Genomic DNA, 12,643 nt, shown 5'->3' on the forward strand with positions numbered 1-12,643 from the left:
CGAGACATCGAGCTTTATTCTGCCTCCAGTGTGAAGTCCTGGGGGGGATCATGATCACAGTCACCGAACGCTGCGCGCCTGCCGTCCACGGGGAAACAGCAGCCCGCTGACATGGCACAGCCGATGATCATCAATCGTTTCGGCGAGGTCGCGGCGCATCACGGTGAACGTCCGGCTCTGCTCGGTGAGACCCACGAGGTCGGTTACGCCGAGTTGGCCGGTGCGGCCGGGGGGCACGCGGCCGCGCTCGTCGCCGCCGGCGTCCGACCCGGCGACCGCGTCGCCCTGCTCACCGCCCACGGCGCACCGACCGTCGCGGCGCTGCTCGGCGCCCTGGCCGCCGGATGCGCGTACGTGCCGCTGGACCCGGGCTTCCCGGTCGACCGGCTGCGCCACATGCTGGCCGCCGCCGGGGTGACCGCCGTCGCCTGCGCCGCCGAGCACCGCGAGCTGGCCCGGGCACTCGCCGACGGGCGGACCGTGGTGCCGCTCGACCAGGTGCCGCCCGCCCCGCTGCGGCCCGTCCCGGTCGACCCCGACGCGCTGGCGTACGTGCTGTTCACCTCGGGCTCCACCGGCGTGCCCAAGGCGGTCGGGCAGACCCACCGCAACCTGGCGCACGTGGTCGACAACCAGATCGACGCGCTCGCGATCGGCCCGGCCGACCGGCTCAGCCTGCTGGCCTCGTTCAGCTTCGACGCCGCCATCCCCGACCTCTACCCGGCGCTGCTCACCGGCGCCGCCGTGGTCCCGGTCGACCTGCGCCGGCAGGGCCTCGCCCACGCCGTCGAGCAGCTCGACCGGCACCGGGCCACCGTGCTGCACTGCACGCCCACCGTCTACCGCTACCTGCTGGACACCCTCGGCGACCGGCGGCTCGACGCGGTCCGGGTGGTGCTGCTCGGCGGCGAGCAGGCCACGTACGCCGACGCGAACCGCGGCCGGGACCGGTTCGCCCCCGGCTGCGTGCTGGTCAACGGCTACGGCGCCACCGAGATGACCTTCGCGACCCGGCACGCGCTGCCGCTGTCCACCGTGGATCCGACCGCCACCGGCCCGCTGCCGATCGGCGCCGCGTTCCCCGGCTACCGGGTGGACCTCGCCCCGGACACCGGCGAGCTGGTGGTCCGCAGCCGGCACCTCGCCCCCGGCTACCTCAACCAGGCCAGCGACCGGTTCAGCGTGGACGCCGACGGGGTGCGGTCGTACCGCACCGGTGACCTCGGCCGGCGGCTGCCCGGCGGCGAGCTGGTCTGCCTCGGCCGGCTCGACCGGCAGGTCAAGGTGCGCGGGCACCGGGTCGAGCTGACCGAGATCGAGGCCGTGCTCGCGGCCCAGCCCGGCGTGGCCGGGGTACGCGCCATCGCCCGCGACGGCGAGCTGCTGGCGTACGCCCGCCCGGCCGCCGACCGGCCCGACCCGGCCGCGCTGCGCGCCGCGCTCGCCGCCGCGCTCCCCGCGTACGCGCTGCCCCGCGCGGTCGTGCTGCTCGACGAGTTCCCGCTCACCGTCACCGGCAAGGTCGACGAGCGGGCGCTGCCCGACCCGGCGGCCGAGGCGCCCGCCGGGGAGGCGCCCGCCACCGCCACCGAACGGGCCGTGCACGACATCTGGTGCGCCGTGCTCGGCCGCCCGACGGTCGGCCGCACCGACAGCTTCTTCGACGTCGGCGGGCAGTCCCTGCTGCTGGGCCAGGTGCAGCAGCGGCTCGCCGAGCGGTTCGGCGTGCGCCTGCCCCTGCTGCGCCTCTTCGACCACCCCACGGTGGCCGCCCAGGCGGCGCTGCTCGACGCCCCGCCCGACGCGGTCCGCGCCCCCGTGCTGCCCGCGCCGGCCGCGCCCGCCGCCGCGGCCCGCGAGTACACCGGCGACGAGATCGCCGTGGTGGGCCTCGCCGGCCGCTTCCCCGGCGCGCCGGACGTGGCCACCTTCTGGTGGAACCTGTGCACCGGCGTGGACTCCATCCACGAGCACACCGACGAGGAGCTGGCCGCCCTCGGCGTCGGGCCGGGGCTGCGCGCGGACCCCCGGCACGTGCGGGCCGTCGGCCGGCTCGACGGGGTGGCCGACTTCGACGCCGGGTTCTTCTCGTTCGGCGCCGACGAGGCCGCCCGGACCGACCCGCAGCACCGGCTCTTCCTGGAGACCGCCTGGGAGGCCCTGGAGGACGCCGGGCACGACCCGGACCGCTTCCCCGGTCTGGTCGGCGTCTACTCGGCCACCTCCGCCAACCGGTACTTCCTGTTCCACCTCATGGACAACCCGGCCGTGGTCGGCGACGTCGACCCGGACGACTGGGAGGCCCGGCTGATCGGCCGGCAGTTCACCGACCACCTGCCCGGTCAGGTCGCCTACCGGTTCGGGCTCACCGGGCCGGCCCTGGCCGTGCAGTCCGCCTGCTCCAGCTCGCTGGTCGCGGTCTGCCTCGCCGCGCAGAGCCTCGCCGACTACCAGTGCGACCTCGCGCTGGCCGGCGGGGTGACCGTCACCTGGCCCCGGCACCGGCACACCCTCGGCGGGCTGGCCTCCCCGGACGGGCGGTGCCGCGCCTTCGACGAGGGCGCCAACGGCTCCGGCTTCGGCTCCGGGGTCGGGGTGCTCGCGCTGCGCCGGCTCGCCGACGCGCAGGCCGACGGCGACCGGATCTACGCCGTCCTGCCCGGCTGGGCGGTCACCAACGACGGCGCCGACCGGGCGGGCTTCGCCGTGCCCGGGCCGGCCGGCCAGGCCGCCGCCGTGGCCAACGCGCTGGCCACCGCCGAGGTCGCCCCCGGCGAGGTCGGCCTGGTCGAGGGGCACGGCAGCGGCACGCCGCTCGGCGACGCCATCGAGGTCGCGGCGCTGCACGAGGTGTACGCGGGCGCCGCGCCCGCCGAGACCTGTGCGCTCGGCTCGGTGAAGACCAACATCGGCCACCTCGACGCCGCCGCCGGCATCGCCGGGCTGATCAAGGCGGTGCTCGCCGTGCGGCACGGGGTGATCCCGCCGAACCTGCACTTCACCCGCCCGCACCCGGAGATCGACCTGTCGGCCGGCCCGTTCTACGTGCCCACCAAGGCGCGGGACTGGCCCGAGGGGCCGCGCCGGGTGGCCGGGGTCAGCGCCTTCGGCCTCGGCGGCACCAACGCGCACGTCGTGGTGGAGCAGCCGCCGCCGGCCGACCCGGCCGACCCGCCCGGTGACGGGCCGTGGCTGCTGCCGGTGTCGGCGCGTACCCCGGCGGCGCTGCGGGCCGCGCTGGCCCGGCTGCGGGCCCACCTCGGCGGCGACGCCCCGGCGCTGCCCGAGGTGGCCGCCACGCTGGCGCTCGGCCGGCGGGCCTTCGCCCACCGGGCCGCGGTGGTCGCCGCGGACCTGCCCGGCGCGCTGGCCGGCCTGGACGCGCTGCTCGACACCGACGCCCGGGTCGCGGGCGAGGGTGGCCCGCTGCGCGAGCTGGCGGCCGACTGGGTCGCCGGGCGGGACGTCGACTGGGACGCCCTGCACCCCGAGGGCATGGTCCGGCGCACCGGCCTGCCCACCTACCCGTTCCAGCGCCAGCGGTACTGGATCGACCCCGTGCAGAAAGGTCCGCGGTGAACTGGTTCGTCTCCGCCGGAAGCCGACCCCAGGCTCCGGTGCGGTTGTTCTGCCTGCCCTACGCCGGCGCCGGCGCGAGCGCGTTCCGGCGCTGGCAGGAGGGGATCGGTCCGGACGTCGAGGTGCTCCCGGTGCAGCTGCCCGGCCGGGAGAACCGGATCAACGAGGATCCGCGCTTCGACGTCGCCGAGGTGGCCGAGGCGATCGCCGCCCGGGCCGACCGCCCCTACGCCCTCTACGGCCACTCGATGGGCGGCCGGCTCGGCTTCGAGGTGGTCCGCGAGCTGCGCCGGACCGGCCGCCCGCTGCCGCTGCGGCTCTACGTCGGCGGCGCCCGCGCCCCGCACGTCGCCGCGCCCGGCCTGTTCGACGGGCTGTCCCGCGCCGACGACGAGGAGCTGCTGCGCCGCCTCGCCGACGGCGGCGGCCTCCCCGCCGAGCTGTTCGCGCACCCGGAGCTGGTGGAGCTGCTGCTGCCGCTGCTGCGGGCCGACTTCGGTCGGGTGGACGGCTACCGGTACGTGTCCGGCGAGCCGCTGCCGGTGCCCATCGTCGCGTTCAGCGGCCGGGACGACCGGGCGGTGACCCGCGAGCAGAACGCCGCCTGGGCCGAACACACCGCCGCCGGGTTCACCCTGCACGAGCTGGCCGGCGGCCACTTCTTCCTGCACGACCAGCTCCCCGAACTGCTCGCCCTCGTCCGCGCCGACCTGACCGGGGCGCTCGGCGCGAGGAGCACCGAGGCCGAGACCACCGGCGCCGGCGGCCCGGTCGCGCAGAGTCTCCCGGTGCGCGCCGCCGGTGGCGGGACCGCCCCCGTCGACGGGTCGGTCGCGCACAGTTTCCCGGTGCGCGCCGCCGGTCGCGGGACCGCCCCCGTCGACGGGTCGGTCGCGCACAGTTTTTCGGTGCGCGCCGCCGGTGGCGGGACCGCAGGCGGCGCGCACCGGGTGCCGCTCGGCGACACCGCCTGGTCGGTGTGGCGCGACGCCATCCTGCGGACCACCGGTTTCCCGGCCGACGGCCTGGACCTGTTCACCGCGCCCCGGGCCGCCGCGGCGGCCGACGAGCTGCTGGCCACCGGCGCCGGCGAGGACCGGTTCGACAAGGAGTTCGACGAGGCGGTCCGCGGCGCCGCCGAGCGGCTGAGCGAGCTGGCCGCCGACCCGCTGCTGCGCGAGGCGGTCACCTGGCAGAACCGGGGCGCCCTGGTCGCGTTGGACGGGCTGGCCCGCGGCGGGGCCGACGCGGCCCGCAACGTGCGTCGGCGGGACCGGGAGCGGGCGCTGCTCAAGTACTGGCAGCGCTACTGCGGCAAGAACGAGACGGTCGGCTTCTTCGGCCCGAGCTGCTGGGTGACCGTCGACCCCGCCCAGCCGGAGACCGTCCGGATCCGCCCCGGCGAGCGGCTCACCCGCCGGCGCTGGGTCTGGTTCGAGTCCTGGGCGCTCACGGCGTACGCCCAGCGGGTCGGCGCCGACCTGACCGTCCGCCGGTGGTGGCCGCCGGTGCTGCGCCCGCACCTCGCGGTCCGGGACCGGACCGTGCTGCGCCCCGGCCGGCCCCCGCTCACGCTGAACCCGGTGGAGGCGGCGCTGCTGGCCGCCGCCGACGGCCGCCGCTGCGCCGCCGACCTGGTGGCCGACCCGGCCATCGGGCTGCGCCGCCCCGAGGACGGGTACGCCCTGCTCGACCGGCTGGTCGAGCGGGAACTGGTCAGCTGGGACGCCGCGCTGCCGGTCAGCCCCGACGCCGAGGCGGTGCTGGCCGACCGGATCGAGGCGATCGGCGACGAGGCCGCCCGGAGCGCCGCCCGGGGCGGGTTCGACCGGCTGCGCGCCGCCCGGGACGCGGTGGCCGAGTCGGCCGGCGACCCGTTGCGGCTGCGAGCCGCCCTGGACGCCCTCGACGCCACCTTCACCGAGCTGACCGGCGTCCCCGCCGTGCGCCGCGCCGGCCAGATGTACGCCGGCCGCACCATCTGCTACGAGGACAGCGCCCGCGACCTGGACGTGGTCTTCGGCGCGCCGCTGCTGGCCGAGCTGGCCGCCCCGCTGGACGTGCTGCTGCGGGCCGCCCGATGGCTGGGCAACGCCCTGGCCGAGGCGTACGACGAGGTGTTCCGCGGGCTCTACGAGGAGCTGCGCGCCGAGGCCGGCGCCGGCCCGGTGGCCCTGGCGGACCTGTGGTTCCTGGCCCAGGGCCTGTTCTGGGGCGGGGGCGAGCGTCCGGTCGACGCGGTCGCGGCCGACTTCGCCGCCCGCTGGGCCGGGCTGTTCGGGCTGGACGCGCTGCCGCCCGGCACCACCGACGTACGGCTGCGGGCGGCCGACCTGTCCGACCGGGTCGACGGGGCCTTCCCCGGCGCCCGGCCGACCTGGTCCAACGCCGTGATGCACAGCCCCGACCTGCAGATCTGCGCCACCGACGCGGCGGCGCTGGCCCGGGGTGAGTACACCGTCGTGCTCGGCGAGCTGCACGCCGCCTGGTCCTCGTTCGACTGCGCGGTCTTCACCCCCTCCCACCCCGAGGTGGAGCGGCTGCGCGCCGCGCTGGCCGAGGACATGGGCGAGCGGCGGGTCCGGCTGCTCTTCCCGGCCGAATGGCCGCGCCGGACCAGCCGTACCGCCGAGTCGCTGACCGGGCCCACGGACCGGCACCTGGCCTTCCAGGACGCGCCGGGCGCGGAGCCGGCCCGGGTGCTGCCCACCGTGGACCTCACCGTCACCGAGGTCGACGGCCGGCTCGTGGCCACCGCCTCCGACGGGCAGCGTTGGCCCCTCACCGAGGTCTTCGCGGAGCTGCTGAGCGCGCACGCGGTGGACGGCTTCAAGCTGGTCGCCGCCGCGCCGTACACGCCCCGGATCACGCTCGATCGGCTGGTGGTGGCGCGGCAGACCTGGCGGACCACGGTGGGGGAGAGCGGCCTGGCCACGGCCACCGGCGAGCGGCGCCGCTTCCTGGCCGTCCGCGACTGGCGGCGCCGGCTGGGCCTGCCCGAGCAGGTCTACGTGAAGCTCGGCACCGAGACCAAGCCGTGCTTCGTGGACCTGGCCAGCCCGGCCTTCGCCAACATGTTCTGCGCCATGGTCCGGGCCGCCCGGCTCGACGGCGGCGAGGGCGTCTCGCTCACCGTCAGCGAGATGCTGCCCACCACCGACCAGGCGTGGGTGCCCGACGGCGCGGGCCGCCGCTACTTCAGCGAGCTGCGCCTGCACCTCGTGGACACCCGGGGAACGGAGCACCGATGAGCCACCTGCTGCCACTCGGGGAGACCGGCTGGTCGGTCTGGCGGGAGGTGGTGTTGCGCACCGCCGGGTTCCCGGCGGCGGGCCTCGACCGGTTCGCCGCGCCGGAGGCCGCCGCCGTCGCCGACGCGGTGCTCACCGGCGCGAGCGTCCCGGAACTGCTCGACAAGGTGCTGCGCGAGGCGTTCGCCGAGTCGTCCGCCGTGGTGAACGAGCTCGCCGCCGACCCGCTGCTGCGCGAGGCGGTCACCTGGCAGAACCCGGACATGCTCGTGGCGCTCGACGGCCTGCTGCGCACCGATCCCGAGGTGCGCAACGTCCGCCGGCGCAAGCGGGAACTGAGCCTGCTGCGCTACTGGCAGCGCTACTGCGGCAAGGCGGAGACCATCGGCTTCTTCGGGCCGGTCTGCTGGGGGACCTTCGATCCGGCGGAGCCGGGTGTCCGGCTGTCGCCGGGCCCGTCGCTGGTCCACCGGCGGCAGGTGTTCTTCGAGGCGTGGGCGCTCATCGCGTACGCCGACCGGCTGGGTGACGACCTGGCGGTGCGCCGCTGGTGGGCGCCCGCGCTGCAACCGCACCTGACCGTCGAGGGGCGCCGGCTGCGCTGGCCGCTGCACCCGCCGATCGCGCTGACCCCGACCGAGGCCCGGCTGCTCGCCGCCTGCGACGGGCGGACGCCCGCCATCGACCTGGCGGAGCGGATGCACGCCGACGGCGAGGTGCACGGCGTCGACGACGTCTACCTGCTGCTCGACCGGTGGGTCGACCGCGGCCAGCTCATCTGGGGCGCCAACCTGCCGGTCAGCCCCGACGCCGAGCGGGTCCTCGTCGAGCGGATCGGGCTCATCGGTGACGAGGGCGTCCGGGCCGAGGTGGCGGCCGGCTTCGACCGGCTCCGCGCGGCCCGGGACGCGGTGGCCGCCGCCGCCGGCGACCCGGACCGGCTCGGCGCCGCCCTGGCCGCCCTGAACACCGAGTTCACGGCGGTGACCGGCCGGCCGGCCACCCGGCAGAGCGGCCAGATGTACGTGGGCCGCACCGTCTGCTACGAGGAGACCGCCCGGGACCTGGAGTTCACGGTCGGCTCGGCCGTCCTGGACGCGCTGGCCGGCCCGCTGGCGCTGGTGCTGCGGACCGCCCGGTGGTTCACCGGGGAGGTCGCCACCCGGTGCGCCGAGCTCTTCGCCGAGCTGCACGACGAGCTGGCCGCCGACGGCCCGGTGCGGCTGGCCGACCTCTGGTCGCTGGCCCAGGGCGCGCTTGTCTCACCCGACGGCCCCATCGGCCGGGCCGGCGCCGCCCTGACCGAGCGGTGGGCGGAGCTGTTCGGCCTGCGCGACCTGCCCCCCGACCAGGCGGAGCTGCTGCTGCGCGCCGACGACCTGGCCGAGCGGGTCCGGCAGCTCTTTCCCGCCGATCGCCCCGGCTGGCCGTCGGCCCGGCTGCACAACCCGGACGTCCAGCTGAGCGCCGCCTCACCGGAGGCGATCCGGCTTGGCGAGTTCCTGCTCGTGCTCGGCGAGCTGCACCCGGCCCACGTCGCCTACGACAGCGCCGTGTTCGCCCCGTTCCACCACGACCCGGCCGCGCTGCGGGCCGCCGGCGACGCCGACCTCGGCCCCGCCCGGCTGCGGCTGCTGTGGCCGGACAGCTACCCGCGCCGGACCACCCGCACCACGTACGGGCTGACCGGGCCCGCGGACCGCCAGCTCGGCATCGACAGCGCCCACGGCGCGGACCCGGACCAGCTGGTGCCGGCCACCGCGGTCACCGTGGAGGTCGTCGCCGGCCAGCTCGTCGCGGTCTTCCCCGACGGCGGGCGCTGGTCGCTCATGGAGGTCTTCGCCAGCCTGCTCGACTCGCTGCTCATCGACGCCTTCAAGCTGCTCGACCCGGCCCCGCACACGCCCCGGATCACCATCGACCGGCTGGTGGTGGCCCGCCGCACCTGGCGGAGCACGGCGGGCGGCTGCGGCCTGGCCGGGCACACCGACGAGACGGCCCGCTACCTCGCCGTCCGCCGCTGGCGGGCGGCCGCCGGGCTGCCCGAGCGGGTGTTCGTCAAGGTGGGCATCGAGATCAAGCCCTGCTACGTCGACCTGACCGGCCCGCTCTACGCGCAGTCGCTCTGCGCCATGGTGGACGCCGCCCACCGGACCAGCCCGGACGTGCCCATCGTGGTCTCCGAGCTGCTGCCCGCGCCCGACCGGTCCTGGGTCACCGACGCGCAGGGCCGCGGCTACGTCAGCGAACTGCGCCTCCAGATCACCGACCCGACCGAGCACCGGGGAGACCACGGGTGAGCGACCTGATGACCGCCAGCGCCGCGTACGGGGCGGACCTGCCCTGGCCCGACGCGACCCTGGCCGACCTGATCGCCGCGCAGGCCGCCCGCACCCCCGACGCGGTGGCGGTACGCCAGTGGGACACCCGGCTGACCTACCGGCAGCTCGTCGACCGGGCCGCCGGACTCGCCGCCGCGCTGCGCGAGCGCGGGACCGGCCCCGGCGACCGCGTCGGGGTCTGCGGGGCGCGCACCCCCGACCTGGTGGTCACCGTGCTCGGCGTGCTGCTGGCCGGCGCCGCGTACGTGCCGCTGGAGCCGGGCGGCCCCCGCGAGCGGCTGCGCGAGATCGCCCGCGACGCCGGGATCCGGGTGGTGGCCGGTGACGCCGCGGCGGCCGAGTTCGGCGACGAACCCGGCGTCGAGACGGTCGGGCTGCCCGGCCCGGCCCCCCTGGTCCCCTGCGCGGCCCGCCCCGGCGACCCGGCGCACGTGCTGTTCACCTCCGGCTCCACGGGCCGGCCCAAGGGCGTGCTCACCACCCACCGCAACGCCGTCGAGTTCGTCACCGGCGTCACCGCGCTGACCGGCGCCGACGCCTCGGTGCGCAGCCTCGGCATCGCCTCGCTCGGCTTCGACGCGGCCACCATGGACCTGTTCGTGCCGCTGCTGCTGGGCGGCGCGGTGCAACTGCTCGGCGCCGACGACCGGGCCGACCCCGTCCGGCTGGCCCGGTTCGTCGCCGCGCACGAGGTGACCTGGGGCTTCATCACCCCCACAGTGCTCGCCCTGCTCGACCCGGCGGAGCTGCCGTCCTGGCGGGTGCTGCTCTGCGGGGGCGAGGCGGTCCCCGCCGAACTGGTCGCCCGCTGGGCCCCCGGCCGGCGCTTCCTCAACGGCTACGGCCCCACCGAGACCACCGTGCTGGCGGTCAGCGGCGACCTCACCGCCGCCGACACCGACCCGGTGCCGATCGGCCGCCCCCTGCCCAACCACCGGGCGTACGTGGTGGACGCCGAGCTGCGCCCGGTGCCGCCGGGGGAGACCGGGGAGCTGCTCATCGGCGGCCCCGGGCTGGCCGACGGCTACCTCAACCGGCCCGGGCTGACCGCCGAACGGTTCGTCCCCGACCCGATCGGCGACCGGCCCGGCGAGCGGCTGTACCGCACCGGCGACCTGGTCCGTCAGGCGCCCGACGGCCGGATCGTCTACCTGGGCCGGGCCGACCGGCAGGTCAAGGTGCGCGGCCAGCGCATCGAGCTGGGCGAGGTCGAGGCCGTGCTGGCCGGGCACCCCGGCGTCGACCGGGTCGCCGTGGAGGCCGTGACCGGGCCGGCCGGCACCGAGCTGGTCGCCTTCCTCACCCCCGCCGACGCGCCCGACGACGAGACGCTGCGGGCGTACGCCGGGCCCCGGCTGACCGCCGCGATGCTGCCGGCCCGGACGGTGCGGCTGGCCGCGCTGCCCGTCAGCCCGACCAGCGGCAAGCTGGACCGTCCGGCGCTGCGCGCACTCGCCGCGGCCGCCCCGCAAGCGGGGGACGAGGTCGACGCCGGCGACCCGGTCGAGGCGGCGGTCCGGCGGCTCTGGACCCGGCTGCTCGGCGCCGTCCCCGGCCCGGACAGCGACTTCCTGGCCGCCGGCGGCAACTCCATCGCGGCCATGCGGCTGGTCGCCGCGCTCCGCGCCGAGCTGGGCCGGCGGGTCGACACCCGGGTGCTGTTCACCGACCGCACGTTCGCCGCGCTGGTCGACCGGGTACGCGCCGCCGCCCCCGCCGACGGCGACGGGCTGACCACCGGCAACCCGCCCACGCTCTCCCCGCCGCAGCGGCGACTCTGGTTCATGGACCAGCTCGCCCCGTCCAGCGCCCCCTACAACATCGCCGTGGCGCACCGGCTCCACGGGCCGCTGGACACCGCCGCGCTGGGCGCCGCGCTGCGCGCCGTGGCCGAGCGGCACGACGTGCTGCGCTGGCGGATCCCGCAGACCGGCGGGGTGCCGTACGCGGTCCGCGAGGAACCGACCGACGTGGCCGTGCCGGTGGTCGACCTGACCGGCGCCGCTGACGCCGAGGCGGAGCTGGCCGGCATGCTCGCGGCCGGCGCCGGGCACTCCTTCGACCTGGCCACCGGGCCGCCCTGGCAGGTGACCGTCTACCGGCTGGCCGCCGACACCCACGTGCTCGCCCTCACCGTGCACCACGCGGTCTTCGACGGCTGGTCCGAGGCGCTGCTCTACGACGAGCTGGCCGGCGCGTACGCCCGGGCGGTCGCCGGTGAGCCGCCGGCCCGGCCGCCGCTGCCCGCCGGCTACGCCGACTACGCGGTCTGGCGGGCCGAGCGGGACCGTCGCCGGGGCGCCGACGACCTGGCCTGGTGGACCGACCACCTGGCCGGCGCGCCGACCGTGCTGGACCTGCCCCGGGACCGGCCCCGCCCGGCCGTGCAGACCTACGCCGGCGTCGAGGCCGCGGTGCGGCTCACCGAGGCGGCCGACCGGGCCGTGCGCGAGCTGGCCGCCCGGCGTGGCACCACCGTGGCGGCCGTGCTGCTGGCCGGCTTCGGCGAGCTGCTGCGCCGGCTCACCGGCGGCGACGACCACGTGCTCGGCGCGATCGTCGCCGACCGGCGGCTGGCCGCCTTCGACGACGTCATCGGCTTCTTCATCGACACCGTGCCGGTGCGGGTCCGCACCGGCGGGGCGACCTTCGCCGCGCTGGTCGACCGGTGCGCCGCCGAGCTGCACGCGGTCACCGAGCACCCCGGCGCCCCGCTGGAACGGATCGTCGAGGCGCTCGGCGTCGGCCGGGACACCTCCCGCGCCCCGCTCGTGCAGGTGCTGTTCAACGTGCTCAACTTCGTCCCGCCCCGGCTGGCGCTGACCGGCCTGGCCGTCGAGCCGGTGCCCGTGCCGAAGCCCGGTTCGCCCTTCGACATCACCGTCTACGTGGTGGAACGGGACGGCCGGGCCGGCGTCGAGGTGGTGCACAACCCGGACCTGTTCGACGCGGACCGGATCGAGGCGCTCCTGGCCGACCTGGCCGCCCTGGTCGGCGCCCTCGCGGCCGACCCGGACGCCCCCGCCGAGCAGGTCGCCCCCGAGCTGCCCCGGCCGGCGGTACGGGTGCCGGCGCTGGGCGCCATGACCGTGGCCGCCGCCGAGCCGGCCCGGGCCGCGCTGCCCACCGGGCCGGACGCGCTCACCGCCACCGAGGAGCTGATCGCCGGCATCTGGCGGGAGGTGCTCGGCCGGGACCGGGTCGGTGTCGCCGACAACTTCTTCGACATCGGCGGCCACTCGATGGCGCTCGCCGCGGTGCACGCCCGGCTCACCGAGGCCACCGGCCGCTCCCTCACCATGCTCGACCTGTTCCGCCACCCGACCGTGCGGGCCCTCGCCGCCAGCCTCGACGGCGCCGCCGACCGGCCGGAACTGGCCCGCGCCGCGCTGCGGGCCGCCGCCCGGCGGGGGCGCGCCCGCCGTACCCCACCCCGACGACCGAACCAGCCATGACGCCGCAACCCCTCCC

At 77.2% G+C, this 12,643-nt stretch carries 4 protein-coding genes; all 4 read left to right on the forward strand.

The genetic code is table 11. The annotated features are described in order from the left end of the window. Window positions 1–123 precede the first annotated feature (123 nt). Genes FXF50_RS27795 through FXF50_RS27815 form a run of 4 tightly spaced genes read left to right on the forward strand, consistent with a single transcriptional unit; the run spans window position 124 to window position 12,627 of the window. Window positions 124–3,579, forward strand: a complete 3,456-nt coding sequence (locus tag FXF50_RS27795) for an AMP-binding protein (protein WP_255510226.1) — start codon at window positions 124–126, stop codon at window positions 3,577–3,579. After that, window positions 3,576–6,830, forward strand: a complete 3,255-nt coding sequence (locus tag FXF50_RS27805; RefSeq protein ID WP_255510227.1) for a thioesterase domain-containing protein — start codon at window positions 3,576–3,578, stop codon at window positions 6,828–6,830. Before FXF50_RS27795 ends, FXF50_RS27805 begins: the two co-directional genes overlap by 4 nt. After that, window positions 6,827–9,130: a lantibiotic dehydratase gene (locus FXF50_RS27810; RefSeq protein WP_148431890.1), complete on the forward strand. Its 2,304-nt coding sequence runs from the start codon at window positions 6,827–6,829 to the stop codon at window positions 9,128–9,130. Before FXF50_RS27805 ends, FXF50_RS27810 begins: the two co-directional genes overlap by 4 nt. Beyond that, window positions 9,127–12,627 carry a non-ribosomal peptide synthetase gene (locus tag FXF50_RS27815; RefSeq protein ID WP_148431891.1) on the forward strand — a complete coding sequence of 1,167 codons (3,501 nt, stop codon included), beginning with the start codon at window positions 9,127–9,129 and terminating at the stop codon, window positions 12,625–12,627. The genes FXF50_RS27810 and FXF50_RS27815 overlap by 4 nt, the downstream gene beginning before the upstream one ends. The last annotated feature ends 16 nt before the right edge of the window (window positions 12,628–12,643 follow it).

The organism is Micromonospora sp. AP08 (assembly GCF_008085935.1).
Lineage (GTDB): Bacteria > Actinomycetota > Actinomycetes > Mycobacteriales > Micromonosporaceae > Micromonospora > Micromonospora chersina.

Excerpts from the sequence above, each read along its gene's own strand:
- FXF50_RS27795 (WP_255510226.1), top strand. The coding sequence starts at position 124 with ATGATCATCAATCGTTTCGGCGAGGTCGCGGCGCATCACGGTGAACGT.
- FXF50_RS27810 (WP_148431890.1), top strand. The coding sequence starts at position 6,827 with ATGAGCCACCTGCTGCCACTCGGGGAGACCGGCTGGTCGGTCTGGCGG.